This window comes from Enterobacter sp. 148H3, from assembly GCF_034107425.1.
Taxonomy (GTDB): Bacteria; Pseudomonadota; Gammaproteobacteria; order Enterobacterales; family Enterobacteriaceae; genus Enterobacter; species Enterobacter vonholyi.
Genome location: NZ_JAWNEI010000009.1, coordinates 157,797 through 174,887, shown reverse-complemented (window position 1 = coordinate 174,887; position 17,091 = coordinate 157,797). Strand labels below are relative to the sequence as shown.

Sequence of the window (17,091 nt, the reverse complement as noted above, 5' to 3'; positions counted from 1 at the left end):
GGTTAATTACCCCCCAAGCGGCACTAACAGCACATCGACCTGGCTTGATGCGACAATAGATTTCGCCGCGCAGGCTGCGCGCGAAAAAAAGCTGTGGTTATGATTCCCGCAAATCACTAAATCAATATTTTGTTTGCGACACATGTCGAGAATATGGGCGTTAAGCTCCCCGGTCGCAATAATTGTCTCATAAACCGGATATTGTGCCTTTTCCACTAATTCACGCAGAAATTGCTGCGTTTCTTCCTGCAGAACCTCACGAATATCCTCCAGCATGGGGGCGGCCAGCTGATTATACATCTCAGGCTCTGCGGCCAGTGTGATAAGGCTGATGCGGGCATTGTGGGGCCTGGCAATGGAAACTGCTCTGGCGACGAGTTGATGACTTTCGGGGGAAACTGCTACGGAAACAAGAAGATGGGAGTAACTCATGGCGCACTCCTTAGATGTCTGAAAGACAGCGTTTAACCACCTTTACCGCGAAATCTTCACTTCTGCAAGAGCTGAATACGACATTAGTGTGAAGCTTATCATAATTATTCATTAATTATTCTTATAAGAAGAATAACTGAAAAATGCGTCTAAATGAAAAAAATTAACAACTTAACGTAAATCACACAAATTCGCGCTTTCACTGTTAAATCGTTTTGATGCGTTACAAACTCATTTCGAATGATCACGTCCTGAAACATCTTTTTTGTACTTCCTGCATAACTATATGTTTTTTCACGGTAAGAAAAATGTTTAACGAAGAGGGGGGTTGTTGTAAATGTTTCAGCGTGTCGCTTAAGGCAGGAAAAGCACGCTGTATGCCAGTTTGGATCACCCGTCTGCATGAGTATTCGTCAATTAAGAATACAAAACAGTACTGATTGGCGAAATATTGAACAAATTACAAGTCATACTGATGGATTTATGGGTCATATTCACTTAAATTGTGTGATGCAGATCACATTTTTTTTAAATTTGAGGGTAGCTGGATTGTATGTGGCAAAACTGACGAGTAGAGTTTGCGTCGAATTAGGAAAAATCTTAGTTATTTGTAAGAAATGATAAATCATGTAAGAGACGCATTCGCGGTTTCTCTCTTACGGTTTCAGTGAATACAAACCTAAATTCAACTATGCATTTAGCCTTTTCTTTTTTATACCGGGTGATTTCCCGGCGACATCACGGGGTGCGGTCTTTCCGCATAAAAATAATAGTTGGTTATTCGGGATGGGAACAATGCATACATCCGAGTTGCTAAAACATATCTATGACATCAATTTGTCGTATTTACTGCTCGCGCAGCGTTTGATTAGTCAGGACAAGGCGTCCGCGATGTTTCGTCTGGGTATTAACGAAGAAATGGCAACCATGCTGGGCGGCTTAACCCTCCCGCAGATGGTTAAACTGGCTGAAACGAATCAACTGGTTTGCCAGTTCCGTTTCGATGATTCACAGACAATAACGCGTCTGACGCAGGAGTCCCGTGTGGACGATCTTCAACAGATCCATACCGGTATTCTTCTCTCCACTCGCTTGCTTAACGAAATCAGCCAGCCTGATGACGTAGCCCGTAAGAAAAGGGCCTAGCAATGAGCGAGAAAAGCATTGTTCAGGAAGCGCGTGACATACAGTTGGCTATGGAGCTGATTACACTGGGTGCTCGTTTACAAATGCTGGAAAGCGAGACTCAGCTGAGCCGTGGTCGTCTCATCAAACTGTACAAAGAGTTACGTGGTAGTCCCCCGCCGAAAGGCATGCTGCCGTTTTCTACCGACTGGTTTATGACGTGGGAGCAGAACATTCACGCTTCCATGTTCTGTAATGCCTGGCAGTATCTTCTCAAAACCGGTTTGTGTAGCGGCGTTGACGCCGTGATCAAAGCGTACAAACTTTACCTTGAACAATGCCCACAGCAGGAAGAAGGCCCTCTGCTGGCGCTGACCCGCGCATGGACGCTGGTGCGTTTTGTTGAGAGCGGAATGCTTGAGCTGTCGCGCTGCAACTGCTGCGATGGCAATTTTATTACCCATGCTCATCAACCTGCAGGCAGCTTCGCCTGTAGTTTATGTCAGCCTCCATCCCGCGCAGTAAAAAGACGTAAACTTTCCCGGGATGCTGCCGATATTATTCCACAACTGCTGGATGAACAGATCGAACAGGCTGTTTAACCCGAACGTGTGGGAAAGATTCCAGCAGCGGTAAGCAATTACCGCTGCTTTTTTTTACCCCGCAATCGGTCAACGCTGCGAGCTGGACATCCTTGCCATAGTCACTAGCGGAAGGATGATGTCGTGCTTATCTTATTAGGTTACCTGGTAGTTCTCGGTACAGTTTTCGGCGGTTACATGATGACCGGCGGGCACCTTGGAGCACTCTATCAACCGGCTGAACTTATTATCATCGGCGGCGCAGGGGTAGGGGCTTTTATCGTTGGTAACAACGGTAAATCGATCAAGGGCACGCTGAAAGCAATTCCGTTGCTGTTCCGTCGCTCGAAATACACGAAAAGCATGTATATGGATCTGCTGGCACTGCTCTATCGCCTGATGGCGAAGTCGCGTCAGCAGGGCATGTTCTCGCTTGAACGGGATATCGAAAACCCGAAAGAGAGCGAAATTTTTGCCAGCTATCCGCGTATTCTTGCTGACGCGATGATGCTGGATTTCATCGTCGACTATCTGCGACTGATCATCAGCGGCAACATGAATACCTTCGAAATCGAAGCGCTGATGGACGAAGAGATCGAAACCCACGAAAGCGAATCAGAAGTGCCGGCCAATAGCCTGGCGCTGGTGGGCGACTCGCTTCCTGCATTCGGTATCGTTGCAGCGGTGATGGGGGTGGTTCACGCCCTGGCCTCGGCAGACCGTCCGGCAGCCGAGCTCGGTGCGCTGATTGCCCACGCGATGGTGGGAACCTTCCTCGGTATTTTGCTGGCGTACGGCTTCATCTCTCCGCTGGCAAGCGTTCTGCGCCAGAAGAGCGCCGAAACCACCAAAATGATGCAGTGCGTGAAGATTACGCTGCTCTCTAACCTCAACGGTTACGCGCCACCGATCGCGGTTGAGTTTGGCCGTAAAACGCTTTACTCCAGCGAGCGTCCGTCGTTTATCGAGCTTGAAGAACACGTGCGTGCGGTGAAAAACCCAAACCAACAGACGACAACTGAGGACGCATGAAAAACCAGTCCCATCCGATCGTCATCGTAAAAAAACGCAAGCACAAGGGCGGCGGGCATGGCGCACACGGCTCGTGGAAAATTGCGTACGCCGACTTTATGACGGCAATGATGGCGTTCTTTCTGGTGATGTGGCTGATCTCCATCTCCAGCCCAAAAGAACTGATCCAGATTGCCGAATATTTCCGCACGCCGCTGGCAACGGCGGTAGCCGGCGGGCCGCGTATCTCTAACAGCGACAGCCCGATCCCCGGCGGCGGCGATGATTACACCCAGCAGAAGGGTGAGGTTAAAAAAGAGCCGAACATCGACGAGCTGAAAAGAAAGATGGAGCAGGCGCGCCTGAAGAAACTGCGTGGCGATCTCGATCAGCTGATTGAAGCAGATCCGAAACTGCGCGCGCTGCGCCCGCATCTGAAGATCGACCTGGTGCAGGAAGGGCTGCGTATTCAGATTATCGACAGCCAGAACCGCCCAATGTTTAAAACCGGGAGTGCGGAAGTCGAACCGTATATGCGCGACATTCTGCGTGCCATTGCACCGGTGCTGAACGGCATTCCTAACCGAATCAGCCTGTCAGGACACACGGATGATTTCCCGTACGCCAGTGGGGAGAAGGGATACAGCAACTGGGAGCTTTCTGCCGATCGTGCCAACGCCTCGCGTCGCGAGTTGGTGGTAGGTGGGCTTGATGATGGCAAGGTACTGCGCGTAGTCGGCATGGCCGCAACCATGCGCGTTTCCGACCGCGGGCCGGATGATGCCATCAACCGTCGTATCAGTCTTTTAGTGCTGAACCAGCAGGCGGAGCAGGCCATCCTGCATGAAAACGCCGAAAGTCAGAATGAGTCACTGGACGATTTAAAACAGCCTGGGGCCGTTCCTTCGGCTGCCGTTCCAACATCGCCACCAGCCAATCCGAGGTGATAGCGTGAGCATGGATATTAGCGATTTTTACCAGACATTCTTTGATGAAGCCGACGAATTGTTGGCCGATATGGAGCAACACTTGCTCGATTTGGTGCCCGAAGCACCGGACTCCGAGCAGCTCAATGCCATCTTCCGTGCGGCGCACTCTATTAAAGGCGGAGCCGGAACGTTTGGATTTACCATCCTGCAGGAAACGACCCATTTAATGGAAAACCTGCTTGATGAAGCACGACGCGGTGAGATGCAGCTCAATACCGACATTATCAACCTGTTTTTGGAAACCAAAGATATTATGCAGGAACAGCTCGACGCCTATAAAAGTTCGGCAGAGCCTGATGCCGCCAGCTTTGAATACATCTGCAATGCGCTGCGCCAGCTCGCCCTGGAAGCAAAAGGTGAGGTCGCTGCAGCCGTTGTCCCTGCGGCGAAACTGAGCGTTGTCGATGCGGTTGCTGTCGATGAGGCCGCGCCAGCCGCTGCACAGACGGGAAAACTGCGCGTTGTGCTGTCACGCCTCAAAGAGAATGAAGTTAACCTGCTGGAAGAAGAGCTGGGCAACCTGGCGAAGTTAAGCAACGTGGTAAAAGGCAAAGACAGCCTGGCCGCGACGCTTGATGACGGTATTGGCCAGGACGATATCGTAGCGGTGTTGTGCTTCGTGATTGAAGCTGACCAGATTGCCTTCGAAACCGAAACTGCTGCGGTTGACGCCCCTGCCGCTGCGGAAGAGGTGGCTGTTGTGGCTCAGGCTGCCGCACCGGCTGTGGCACCTGCGGCCCCGGCGCTGAAGGCCGTACCAAAAGAGGCTGCGGCACCAGGTGGACGTGGTGAGAAACCTGCCGCTCGCTCCAGCGAGTCAACCAGTATCCGCGTTGCCGTTGAGAAGGTTGACCAGCTGATTAACCTGGTTGGCGAACTGGTGATCACCCAGTCGATGCTGGCGCAACGTTCTAACGAACTGGATCCGGTCACGCACGGCGACCTGATTACCAGCATGGGTCAGCTGCAGCGTAACGCCCGCGACCTGCAGGAATCGGTCATGTCCATCCGTATGATGCCGATGGAATATGTCTTCAGCCGCTTCCCGCGTCTGGTCCGCGACCTTGCCAGCAAGCTGAACAAACAAATTGAACTGACCCTGATGGGCAGCTCAACCGAACTGGATAAGAGCCTGATCGAGCGCATTATTGACCCTTTAACGCACCTGGTGCGTAACAGCCTCGACCACGGGATCGAACTGCCGGAAAACCGCATTGCCGCCGGTAAATCCCCGGTCGGCAACCTGATCCTCTCTGCGGAACACCAGGGCGGAAACATCTGCATCGAAGTGACCGACGACGGCGCGGGTCTTAACCGCGAGCGCATCCTGGCAAAAGCGATTTCGCAGGGGATGGCGGTCAATGAAAACATGACCGACGAAGAAGTGGGCATGCTGATCTTCGCGCCGGGCTTCTCTACCGCGGAGCAGGTGACCGACGTCTCCGGACGCGGTGTTGGCATGGACGTGGTGAAACGTAACATCCAGGAGATGGGCGGCCACGTTGAGATCCAGTCTAAACAGGGTTCCGGCACCACCATTCGCATCCTGCTGCCGCTGACGCTGGCGATCCTCGACGGCATGTCCGTTAAAGTGGCGGACGAAGTCTTTATCCTGCCGCTGAACGCCGTGATGGAATCCCTGCAGCCGCGTGAAGAAGATCTGCATCCGCTGGCGGGCGGCGAGCGCGTCCTCGAAGTGCGCGGTGAGTACCTGCCGCTGGTGGAACTGTGGAAAGTGTTCGAAGTGGACGGGGCGAAGACCGAGGCCACGCAGGGCATCGTTGTGATCCTGCAAAGCGCGGGCCGCCGCTACGCGCTGCTGGTCGATCAGCTGATTGGTCAACACCAGGTGGTGGTGAAGAACCTCGAAAGCAACTACCGCAAAGTGCCGGGTATTTCTGCCGCCACCATTCTGGGTGATGGTAGCGTGGCGCTGATCGTCGACGTGTCGGCGCTTCAGGGATTAAATCGTGAACAACGTGTGGCGTACACAGCCGCCTGATTAAGTAGAAGGTAATAACATGACCGGTATGAGTAATGTAACGAAACTGGCGGGCGAGCCATCAGGGCAGGAATTCCTGGTATTCACTTTAGGCGATGAGGAGTACGGCATCGATATCCTTAAAGTGCAGGAAATCCGTGGTTACGACCAGGTTACCCGCATCGCTAATACGCCTGCGTTTATTAAAGGTGTCACCAACCTGCGTGGCGTCATTGTGCCAATCGTGGACCTGCGCGTGAAGTTCAGCCAGGGCGACGTTGACTACGACGACAACACCGTGGTGATCGTTCTGAATCTGGGGCAGCGCGTGGTAGGTATCGTGGTGGATGGCGTATCTGATGTGCTTTCCCTGACCTCTGACCAAATTCGTCCTGCACCGGAGTTTGCGGTCACGCTGTCGACCGAATATCTGACCGGACTGGGCGCGCTCGGCGAGCGTATGCTGATTCTGGTGAACATTGAGAAGCTGCTGAACAGCGATGAGATGGCGCTGCTGGACATCGCCGCGAGTCACGTCGCGTAAGTAAATGCAAAACGGCAACCGGGGTTGCCGTTTTTTGTATTTGCTCCCTCACTCACAGGGTGAGGGCTGGGGTGAGGGCATCAGGCCTCACCCTTTTTTTCACCTTACGCTTCCTGCTTTACCAGCTCAGCTTCAGCGTCCGCTTCCCGCGCACCTTCATTCTGCGACAGCATCGCGGTCGCAATACCATTCCCCAGAACGTTAATTGCGGAACGGCCCATATCCAGGAAGTGGTCGATCCCCATGAGGAGCAGAATACCCGCCACCGGAATATTAAAGCTCGGAATGGTTGCTGCCAGCACCACCAGGGAAGAACGCGGTACGCCTGCAATCCCTTTCGACGCCAGCATCAGGGTCAGCATCAGCACCGTCACTTCAGAGAAGCTCAGGTGAATGTTGTATGCCTGCGCGATAAACATCGAGGCGAATGAGCAATACACCATCGAACCCACCAGGTTGAAGGAGTAGCCAATCGGCAGAACGAAAGAGGCGATGTTGCGCGAGCAGCCAAAGCGCTCCAGCTGTTCCAGCGTTTTAGGGTAGGCGGCTTCAGAGCTGCTGGTGGTAAACGCCACCAGAACAGGGTCTTTCAGCATGCTGACCAGGCGAAACACCTCTTTTTTCAGCACCATGTAACCCACGGCCAGCAGCACCATGCAGGTAAGAAGAATGGCAACATAGTAGCCACCAATAAACGAGGCGTAGTTCAGCAGAATGCCCAGACCCTGCGTGGCAATGACGGAGGAAATCGCCGCGAAAATGGCCAGCGGCGCAACGTACATCACGTAACCTGTTACCTTAAGCATGATATGGGAAACCACATCCAGCGCGGCTACCAGCGGGGCGTTGAATTTCTGTCCCAGCGACGCGCCGCCAATGCCGAAGAACATCGAGAACACCACAATCTGCAGGATCTCATTGTTTGACATCGCCCCTGCGATACTGGTTGGAATGGTGTGAGACAGGAACGCTTTCAGCGTCATGCCTCCAACGGCCAGACCGGTATCTACCGCCTCGGTTGGGATCGTCAGGTTCAGACCGCTTCCCGGATGCTCCAGCGTGACGATAAACAGTCCGACCAGAATAGAGAGCACGGATGAGCTGATAAACCACACCATCGCTTTACCGCCGACGCGGCCAATGGTGGAAGTTTCGCCCAGCTTCATAATGCCAACGGTGAGCGTACTAAAGACCAACGGTGCAATGACCATTTTGATCAGACGGAGGAAAATATCGGTCAGAAGGGTAATATTATCCGACCAGGCTTTGATGGCATCCGCAGATGCATACTCATGAATTGCTGCCCCTGAAAGAATACCCGCCAGCATGAATATCACGATGAAGAGTGTGAGTTTGTTTGCACTTGCCACGAAAAAAGACCCTCTATGCGCTTCAGATGTAGCCCGCATCGATACATATAAATTTTTTATTACGATGCAGGAAATTATTCGGCACATAAATTGACGCAAAGTGTAGGGGGATACAACTCCTTTTTAAGTTTTATTAAATTTGTTGTTAATGTGCAGACGATATATTGTGATCGCCGTCACACTTTAATGGATATATTCTCCTTAGATATAATAAAATTGCTGCCTGTTTTAATTTAACCCTCTGTTATTTATGTGAAAATTTAGTCAATAAGACATATGGCTTATGCGTTGTGGGGCAGGTGGTCGAAGCGATATCCGTAAACTAAATTCTCAATAACCCCCTCAGAGGAACATTAAGCGGGGCTAACATCTTGAACGACAAAAATAAAACGTGGCAAGGGAACGGAGACGTCTTCTGGAGGGTGGTAAATGAAAAGAAAACTCCTTTTGATCTGCGCAGGCACTTTACTGACTGCGACAACGGTCCATCAGGCGCTGGCCGTTACCAGCAGCGGCACCATCGGGGCGACGCTGACGCTCACGAATGGTTGTCTGATAAACGGATCGCCCACGCAAAACGGCATTAACTTCGGGACACTGGATTTCGGCACCCATCCCGCAACGTTTTCCACTCTGACCACGCAGCTAACCGGCGCCAGCGGCGGAAACACCTTCACCATTCAATGTACAACCGCCAGCTATACGGTGGCGATCACCGGCAACACCAACTCTACCGCCCCCGGCACCGTTGTCGGCACCCCGGGAACACCTGCGCGCTATCTGGTTAACACCGCCAACGCGGCTCAGGGTGTGGCATACAGCCTGTATAGCGACAGCGGGTTTAACAGCGTGATTGCCAATAACGCCGCGCTGCCGATCGCCTCAACGGCCGGAGGGGTGGACAGTTACACCCTCTACGGACGGATTACCGGCGGCGGTAACAGCGTGACGGTCGTCCCGGGCACCTACACCGACACGATAAACGTCAGCGTAACCTATTAGTCCTGCACCGCCATGAAGGCAACTCTTACTGGTCTGCGCAATCGCGCAGAGGGAATCGTGCAGCCTTTTTTCGCGCTGATCGCCGGATTGCTCATGATGCCCGCAGCGGATGCGGTGACATCCCAGTCCTTTAAGGTCAGCGCGACGATTGTTCCAGGGTGCGCGGTGGCCACCGGTAGCGGAGGGCTTCTCGGTACGCTGGATTTTGGCAGCCATAACGGCGTCGAGAGCGCGCCGGTCAGCACCAGCTTTGTGCCAAACGGGGCGTTGTCTATCGCCTGTACGCCGGGCGTGTCGCTGAGCATGAGCATTAATGGCGGGCAGAATTATTCATCCGTTCGCCGCATGAAGCGGTCCGGTGGAACAGAGCTGGTGCCATACCGGCTCTACAGCAGCAGCTCGCTGGCCGCAAACAGTGAAATTGGCGTCAACCAGGCGATACCGGTGACCTATACCAACAGCAATAACATCGCGCTACCGCTTTTTGGCGTAGCGCTACTGACCGGGTTTAGCCCGGCGGGAACCTATTCCGATCAGCTCACCGTGACCTTGTCATGGTAATAAAGGGAGAGTGTTGATGAAGCCATTTTTCAGACCCGTTTGTCTGGCGGGCGCGTTGGGAATGGCGGTTGCCGGCCAGGCGCAGGCGGCAGCCACCATTCTGCTCTGGCCTATCGACCCGTGGCTTGCTGCGGACGCCAACGCCACTGAACTGTGGATCCAGAACCAGGGAAACAGCGCCACGACGATGCAGGTCCGCATCGTGCGCTGGAAGCAGGAGGACGGACACGAGCGATATACCTCGCAGCAGGACGTGGTCGCCAGCCCGCCCATCGTCACGATTGGCACAGGCAGCAAGCAGCTTATTCGCCTTATCAAACAGGCTGCGGTTCCCGCGGGCGTCGAACAGGCTTACCGCATTATCGTGGATGAAATCCCCCAGCCTGATGCAAAAGCCGAACCCGCCATCGGCCTCAAATTGCAGATGCGTTACTCCATCCCTCTGTTCGTGTATGGACAGGGGATCCGAACCATGAAAGAGGGCGCGCATCACGCGCTGGCGGAACCCCAAAACCTGAGCTGGCGTGTGACGCGCGCGGAGGGGCAGCCTGTGCTGGAGGTCAGAAATCGGGGGGATGTCCATGTCAGGCTGAGCCAGGTGACGCTGGAGCAGGGAGGGCAGAAACGCACGGTAGCGGAAGGACTACTGGGTTACGTCCTCCCGGGCAGCACCCGCAGCTGGCCCATACCCGCTGGCGTTCGTCAGCCAGAGCGGATGAGCGCACAGATTAATGCCAGGGACGCACAATGGCAGTCGACGCCCGTCAACTGAAGCCGGCGATGATGATACTGCTTTGCGTCAGTTCCGCGACCCTGGCCGAGCCCGGCGACGACAGTTTGCCGCCACCTCCCCAGGCGCAGGCGATAAATGATGAAGCGGTTTTCCAGCTTGCCCTCGTGCTGAACCACTACGATACTGGTCTGGTCGTGCCCGTGACGCAGCGTAAAGGCGCTTTCTTTATATCAAGCGCCGATTTGCTGCGCGCGGGGCTGCCCCCGGCGCATGTTCCCACCGGAGAGGTGAATCTCTCCTCGCTTGCTCAGGTTCGGGTCGAGTATGACAGCGCCGCGCAGCGCCTGCTGCTGACCGTGCCCCGTGACTGGGTGACGGCCCGCGTGACGTCTTTTAGCGGGCAAACGGCGCAGGCCAAACCGCACTTTGGCCGCGGGGCGCTGCTGAATTACGATCTCTACACTAACCACACGGAACATATCGGCGGTCAGGCGTCGCTCTGGCATGAGTTCCGCTACTTCAACGAGAACGGCTCGTTTTCCTCCACCGGTTACGCGCGGGAAAATTTCACCGGTAATGACGGCCAGCAGGAAGGGTATGTCCGCTATGATACGACCCTGCTGTTCACTCACGAAGATGACGCGATGAGCTGGAGCGTCGGGGACGTGATCAGCGATGCCCTGAGCTGGAGCTCCAGCGTGCGGATGGGGGGCGTAAGCGTAGGGCGGGATTTCTCCCTGCGACCTGACCTGGTGACATGGCCGCTGCCCGAGTTCGCAGGGGAAGCCGCGGTACCCACCTCGGTCGATCTTTTTATCAACGGCTATCGCTCCGGTTCGACCCAGCTTCAGCCCGGCCCCTTCACCCTGACTAATTTACCCTATATCAACGGCGCCGGGGATGCGGTACTGGTCACAACGGATGCGCTGGGACGCCAGGTAAGCACCACGCTCCCGTTTTACGTCACCAGTGACTTACTTAAACAAGGGCTGAGCGACGGCGCCGTGACGCTCGGCAGCCTGCGGCGTAATTACGGTATCAAGAATTTTGACTACGGCTCGGCGGCAGGCAGCGGCTCGTATCGCTACGGGGTGACGGACTGGCTAACGCTGGAAGGGCATGCAGAAGGGGCGCAGGAGCTGGCGCTGGGTGGTGCGGGAACGGTAATAAAACTCGGCCAGTTTGGCGTGGTAAATACCTCTTACTCGCAGAGCCGCATGCGCGGGGATGCGGGCGGGCAAATCAACTGGGGTTACCAGTACAGTACCAGCGAATTTAGCGTCGCCACTCAACACACGCGTCGCGACCGCGGCTTTGGCAATCTGGCCCTCTACGATCAGCCGACGGTATATGACGAAAACGATAAGCCCATCGCCAGCTTTAGCCGCAATACGGATCAGTATTCTCTGACCTTCAATCTGGGACGGTACGGCAATATCGGCGCGGCCTGGATTGGGGTGGAGAGTTTTGACAGTCAAAAAACCGAGCTGCTCAATCTCTCCTGGAGCCGCAACCTGTGGGGGGCGAGCAGCATTTACCTGGCCGGCAGCCGGGACCAGCAGCGGGGAGACTGGACGGTCGCGCTGTCGCTGCAGGTGCCGCTGGGAGCACGCGACAGCGCTGCCGTCACCGTTGAAAATACCCCGGATGCCGGCAGTACCCAGCGCATTAACTACAACCACTCTATGCCTTCTGACGGCGGTTTCAGCTGGAACATGGCCTGGGCCAACCAGTCAAGATCCAGCGATTATCAACAGGCTACGCTGGGCTGGCGCAATAACAACATAGAGCTGCAGGGCGGCGGCTATGGCGAAAGGGACACCATGACCTGGTGGGGCGAGGCAATGGGCGCAATTGTGCTGATGGACGGCGAGCTGTTTGCAGCGAATAAGATCAACGATGCATTTGTAGTTATCAGTACCGACGGCCACCCGGATGTGCCCGTCAGCTATGAGAACCAGCCCGTCGGTAAAACCAATAATAATGGCTACCTGCTGATCAGCGGGGTGTCGGCGTATTATCCGGCAAGCTACCGGATTGATACCCTGAATCTGCCGGCGGATACCCGTCTGAAAGAGACCGAACGGCGGATAGCGATCCGCCGCCACAGCGGCTATCTGGTCGATTTCCCGATGGAGCAGGAGCGGGTGGCAAGCGTCATTCTGCATGATGCGCGCGGCCAGGCGCTGCCGGTGGGAAGCCAGGTCCGACGCGTCTCGCGCAGCAATGCGGTGGTGGGGTATGACGGCATCGCATGGCTGGAAAATCTCAGCGATGTGAACCCGCTCGAGGTGATTGCACCTGACGGTAAACGCTGCAAGGCCACTCTGACCGTGGGGGCCAATCCGGAGCACAAGCTAAAAACCTACGGGCCGCTGATTTGTCGGGAGGAGCCATGACGCGCCTGCTGCTGTTGATCCTGCTGCTTTTTTCCGGCGGCGGCTGGGCGGCGTGTACCGTCAGTACGGTTAATGCGTCGTTTGGCAGCGTCACTTCGTTCGCGCTCAGCGGAACCGGGGAAGTTCAAACCACCGGCACGCTGGTGGTGGCCTGCGATGCCGTGTTGAATCTGCTGACCAGCGACTCGGTAACGCTGACCTACACCGCGGCATCGGTTTCGGGCAACAGTCGGGCCACCATGAAACGCACGGATAATGCGGCCATCACCGACGTGATCCCCACCCGGCTGTGCGGGCTATCGGGGTGCGCGAGCAGCAGCGAGGTACAGATAAGTAAATCGTATACCTGGAGCGGGAATACCCTGCTGGGGTTACTGGGATCAAAGCAGTACAACATTCCGCTTTATTTCCGCACCGTCGCCGGGCAAAACGTGACTGCCGGGCCATATCAGGTGCAGTTAACCTTCAGCGTTAACTACAGCGTCTGCTCCGTGGGCGCGCTCGGCGCTTGCACAATCAATCAGACGGGAACCGCGACAACCACCATCCTGTTAGATATGACCGTCACCAACGACTGCAGCGCCATGACCACGCCGGACGTCAACTTCAACAGCGCGCCGCTGGTGCAAAGTTTCCCTACCGTCTCGCAGGCGATTGCCGTCACCTGTACCAAAGGCAGTACGTATACCATCGGCATTAATAACGGTGCCAACGCGCTGAACAACGTGCGGCGCATGGTGAGCGGCAGTAACGCCATGAGCTACGACATCTATAAGGAAGCCACCGGTAACCGCTGGGGCGGCAGCGGCAGCGAGCGCTGGTCCAGCGCGACGTCGTCGCAGGTAAGTGCCGACGGTTTACTGCGCACCTACAACTACACCGCGAAAGTCCTGACCAGTCAGGCCACGCCTCCTGCCGGAACCTACACCGACACGCTTATTGTCGACGTGGCGTTTTAACCCCGCGCTTTTCCCTTTCGCAAATGTAAAGTTCCTGTGGGCTGTGCCGATAACACCGTTAATAAATCTATGAGAAGGTGTTGTATGTTGAACCGTATCCGCGTTGTCACAATGCTCATGATGGTGCTGGTCATTTTCGCACTTCTTCAGCTCATCTCCGGCGGGCTTTTTTTCTCGTCATTAAAACAGAACCAGGACAGTTTCGCGGCCTCGAACGATCTCCGCCTGCAGCAGAGTGAACTCACGTCGACGTGGGATCTGATGCTGCAAACGCGTATCAACCTGAGCCGCTCGTCCGCGCGCATGATGATGGACCCTAACAATCAGCAGAGCAGCGCGAAAACCGATCTGTTGAAAAATGCCCGTGCCACCCTCGCTGACGCCGCGAAACATTACGACGCCTTCAAAAAGATCGCCCCGCAGCCTGCTATGGAGCAGGTGAGCCAGAATATCGATGAAAAATACAATGCCTACCATACCGGTCTGACAGAGCTCATTCAGTTCCTGGAGAGCGGAAATATGGACGCCTATTTCGCGCAGCCGACGCAGGGGATGCAAAACGCACTCGGCGCGGCGCTGGGGGAATACGCGAAGGCCAGTGGCGATCTCTATCACTCGGCCTTTACGGCAAGTCAGAATGACTACCGCTTTGCGAAATGGCAGATGGCCGTAATGGCGCTGGCGCTGGTCATCGTGCTGGTCGCGGTCTGGTACGGCATTCGCCATATCCTGCTGAATCCTCTTGGGCGCGTCATTGCCCACATTCGTGAAATTGCCGGAGGCGATCTGACTAAAACGCTGACCGTTTCCGGGCGCAATGAGATCACCGAGCTGGCAAACAGCGTTGACCATATGCAGCGTTCGTTAATCGAAACCGTCGCCAACGTGCGTAACGGGTCGGAGGCTATCTATACCGGCACCAGCGAAATTGCGATGGGGAATAACGATCTCTCATCCCGTACCGAACAGCAGGCTTCCGCCCTGGAAGAGACGGCCGCCAGCATGGAGCAGCTCACCGCGACCGTGAAGCAGAACGCCGATAACGCTCGCCAGGCGTCTCAGCTGGCAGAAAGCGCCTCCGAGACGGCACAGCGCGGCGGACGCGTGGTGGATGGCGTGGTTAAAACCATGCACGAAATCGCCGACAGCTCGAAGAAAATCGCCGACATCATCAGCGTCATCGACGGCATTGCTTTCCAGACCAACATTCTGGCGCTGAACGCCGCCGTGGAAGCGGCGCGAGCGGGCGAACAGGGACGCGGTTTTGCCGTGGTGGCCGGGGAAGTGCGCAACCTGGCAAGCCGCAGCGCCAACGCGGCAAAAGAGATCAAGTCGCTGATTGAAGACTCTGTCTCCCGCGTGGATACCGGCTCCGTGCTGGTGGAAAGCGCCGGGGAGACCATGAATGACATCGTGAATGCCGTTACCCGCGTGACGGACATCATGGGGGAAATCGCCTCTGCGTCTGATGAGCAGAGTCGTGGTATCGACCAGGTTGCCCTGGCGGTATCGGAAATGGATCGCGTGACACAGCAAAACGCCGCGCTGGTGCAGGAGTCCGCTGCGGCGGCCGCTGCCCTGGAAGACCAGGCGAGCCGTCTGAAGATGGCCGTCTCGGCGTTTCGTCTCGCTTCACTCGCTGGAAACACGGTCACTCCGCAGGCGACGTACCGCGCGCCAGCCGCTGAACCGGCTGCACTCCGTACGCGTACCGCGACGACCGGACAAGATGAAAACTGGGAAACATTTTGACTGACAATTAAACCGCGGCTGCTTGCCGCTTGATGGGAGCGTGGATGTTAAATCGTATTCGTATCTCGACCACACTGTTTTTGATTCTGATCCTTTGCGGTGTGTTGCAGGTTGGCAGTAACGGGTTGTCTTTTTGGGCGTTTCGCGATGGCTATCAGAATTTGCAGGAAGTTGAGGCGAGTAATCAGCAGCGCTCCGCACTGGCACAAACGCGTGCCGTGCTGTTGCAGGCAAGCACTGCGCTGAACAAGGCGGGAACCTTAACCGCGCTGAGCTATCCGCCGGATGACATTAAAGCGCTGATGGCAACCGCGCGCGACAGCCTGAAACAGGCTGACGCACAGTTTAAAGCCTTTACGGCGCAGGCCGCCGACAGCGAGAAAGAGAAAGCGCTGAAGGCCGCCATGAAGACGAACTTTGAGCAGTGGTACAGCGATCTGGACCACCAGGCGACGTGGCTTGAGAACAACCAGCTGTCGGACTTTATGACCGCACCGGTCCAGGCGTCTCAGGCAGCGTTTGACGGCAGCTTTAACGCCTGGCAGCAGGATATTAACCAGTCTGTACAGCGTGCCGGTGACCAGAGCCGTCAAAGCTATCACATGTCGGGCGTCATCTTCGCCGTGGTGGTGATTCTGGCAGGGTTGCTGACCGGCGGGGCGCTGCTCTGGTCGCGCAGAATGATTGTGCAGCCGCTGGCGATTATCAGCAGCCACTTCGACAGTATTGCAAAAGGCGACCTGGCGCGTCCGGTAGCGGTGTTCGGCAAGAACGAAATTTCGGCGATCTTTGCCAGCCTGAAGGCGATGCAGGGTTCGCTGCGGGAAACGGTGAGCGACGTGCGGCAGGGCAGCTATGCCATGCACACCGGGATCTCTGAGATTGCGGCGGGTAACAACGATCTGTCGTCCCGCACCGAGCAGCAGGCGGCCTCGCTGGCGCAGACGGCGGCCAGCATGGAGCAGCTGACGGCGACGGTAAGCCAGAACGCCGATAACGCGCGTCAGGCGTCTGACCTGTCAAAACAGGCGGCGATGACGGCGAAGAAAGGCGGTGACCAGGCGTCCCATGTCGCCAGCACCATGCAGGAGATTGCCACCAGCTCGCAGAAAATTGGTGACATCATCAGCGTGATTGACGGTATCGCGTTCCAGACCAACATTCTGGCGCTGAATGCCGCTGTGGAAGCGGCGCGAGCCGGGGAGCAGGGGCGCGGGTTTGCGGTGGTGGCGGGGGAAGTACGTAACCTGGCGAGCCGCAGCGCCAACGCGGCGAAAGAAATCAAGGTCCTGATCGAAGAGTCGGTCTCGCGCGTTCAGCAGGGCTCAACGCTTGTGGATACGGCGGCGAAAACCATGCACGAGATCGTCACCTCCGTGACGCGGGTTAACGACATTATGGGCGAAATTGCCTCGGCGTCGGATGAACAGCGTCGCGGCATTGAGCAGGTTGCCCAGGCGGTCAGCCAGATGGATCAGGTGACGCAACAGAACGCCTCGTTAGTTGAGGAAGCGGCAGCGGCAACCGATCAGCTGGCCAGCCAGGCGGATCGTCTTACCGGACTGGTCGCGGTATTTAATGTGAAAGAGCACGTTGAAGCAGTAACAGAAGTCGGGCGGTCGCAGGCCGTGCCAGTTGTATCCTGAATGTAA

General features: G+C 55.8%; 15 protein-coding genes. 13 read left to right on the top strand and 2 right to left on the bottom strand.

Features of this window, described 5'->3' with window-relative positions:
* Nucleotides 1-6: 6 nt before the first annotated feature.
* Nucleotides 7-432 carry a universal stress protein UspC gene (gene uspC, locus USH94_RS14895; RefSeq protein WP_111964838.1) on the bottom strand — a complete coding sequence of 142 codons (426 nt, stop codon included), beginning with the start codon at nt 430-432 and terminating at the stop codon, nt 7-9.
* Nucleotides 433-1,227: 795 nt separating this feature from the next.
* On the opposite strand from uspC, the gene flhD reads away from it, so the two are divergent.
* From flhD to cheW, 6 genes are all read left to right on the top strand, one after another.
* Complete coding sequence (gene flhD / locus USH94_RS14890; protein ID WP_008500415.1) at nt 1,228-1,578, top strand: flagellar transcriptional regulator FlhD; 351 nt, start codon at nt 1,228-1,230, stop codon at nt 1,576-1,578.
* A gap of 2 nt (nt 1,579-1,580) precedes the next feature.
* Nucleotides 1,581-2,159, top strand: a complete 579-nt coding sequence (gene flhC, locus USH94_RS14885) for a flagellar transcriptional regulator FlhC (RefSeq protein WP_013096051.1) — start codon at nt 1,581-1,583, stop codon at nt 2,157-2,159.
* A 123-nt stretch (nt 2,160-2,282) separates the two neighbouring features.
* On the top strand, nt 2,283-3,170 hold the full coding sequence (gene motA, locus USH94_RS14880; RefSeq protein ID WP_008500417.1) for a flagellar motor stator protein MotA: 888 nt from the start codon (nt 2,283-2,285) through the stop codon (nt 3,168-3,170).
* Nucleotides 3,167-4,096, top strand: a complete 930-nt coding sequence (motB, locus tag USH94_RS14875; protein WP_109845187.1) for a flagellar motor protein MotB — start codon at nt 3,167-3,169, stop codon at nt 4,094-4,096. The genes motA and motB overlap by 4 nt, the downstream gene beginning before the upstream one ends.
* Nucleotides 4,097-4,100: 4 nt before the next feature.
* A complete protein-coding gene (gene cheA, locus USH94_RS14870) occupies nt 4,101-6,140 on the top strand; it encodes a chemotaxis protein CheA (protein ID WP_111964837.1) in 2,040 nt (679 codons plus the stop codon).
* Nucleotides 6,141-6,159: 19 nt separating this feature from the next.
* Nucleotides 6,160-6,663 carry a chemotaxis protein CheW gene (gene cheW, locus USH94_RS14865; RefSeq protein WP_023312262.1) on the top strand — a complete coding sequence of 168 codons (504 nt, stop codon included), beginning with the start codon at nt 6,160-6,162 and terminating at the stop codon, nt 6,661-6,663.
* A gap of 104 nt (nt 6,664-6,767) precedes the next feature.
* Here cheW and USH94_RS14860 read toward each other — a convergent pair whose 3' ends face one another.
* Nucleotides 6,768-8,033, bottom strand: coding sequence for a dicarboxylate/amino acid:cation symporter (locus USH94_RS14860; protein ID WP_111964836.1), 1,266 nt, complete (start codon nt 8,031-8,033; stop codon nt 6,768-6,770).
* 429 nt (nt 8,034-8,462) lie between these two features.
* Here USH94_RS14860 and USH94_RS14855 point away from each other — a divergent pair, with 429 nt between their 5' ends.
* The 7 genes from USH94_RS14855 to tap all read left to right on the top strand — a co-directional run bounded on the left by USH94_RS14855 (nt 8,463) and on the right by tap (nt 17,085).
* Complete coding sequence (locus tag USH94_RS14855; RefSeq protein ID WP_111964835.1) at nt 8,463-9,035, top strand: spore coat U domain-containing protein; 573 nt, start codon at nt 8,463-8,465, stop codon at nt 9,033-9,035.
* A gap of 12 nt (nt 9,036-9,047) precedes the next feature.
* Nucleotides 9,048-9,596 (top strand): spore coat U domain-containing protein, encoded by a 549-nt coding sequence (locus USH94_RS14850; RefSeq protein WP_111964834.1) that lies wholly within the window; start codon nt 9,048-9,050, stop codon nt 9,594-9,596.
* Nucleotides 9,597-9,612: 16 nt separating this feature from the next.
* A complete protein-coding gene (locus USH94_RS14845) occupies nt 9,613-10,368 on the top strand; it encodes a molecular chaperone (RefSeq protein WP_111964833.1) in 756 nt (251 codons plus the stop codon).
* A complete protein-coding gene (locus USH94_RS14840; protein WP_111964832.1) occupies nt 10,344-12,728 on the top strand; it encodes a fimbria/pilus outer membrane usher protein in 2,385 nt (794 codons plus the stop codon). The genes USH94_RS14845 and USH94_RS14840 overlap by 25 nt, the downstream gene beginning before the upstream one ends.
* On the top strand, nt 12,725-13,687 hold the full coding sequence (locus USH94_RS14835) for a spore coat protein U domain-containing protein (RefSeq protein ID WP_111964831.1): 963 nt from the start codon (nt 12,725-12,727) through the stop codon (nt 13,685-13,687). The genes USH94_RS14840 and USH94_RS14835 overlap by 4 nt, the downstream gene beginning before the upstream one ends.
* Nucleotides 13,688-13,771: 84 nt before the next feature.
* Nucleotides 13,772-15,439, top strand: coding sequence for a methyl-accepting chemotaxis protein II (gene tar / locus USH94_RS14830; protein WP_111964830.1), 1,668 nt, complete (start codon nt 13,772-13,774; stop codon nt 15,437-15,439).
* A 44-nt stretch (nt 15,440-15,483) separates the two neighbouring features.
* On the top strand, nt 15,484-17,085 hold the full coding sequence (gene tap, locus USH94_RS14825; RefSeq protein WP_033145869.1) for a methyl-accepting chemotaxis protein IV: 1,602 nt from the start codon (nt 15,484-15,486) through the stop codon (nt 17,083-17,085).
* The last annotated feature ends 6 nt before the right edge of the window (nt 17,086-17,091 follow it).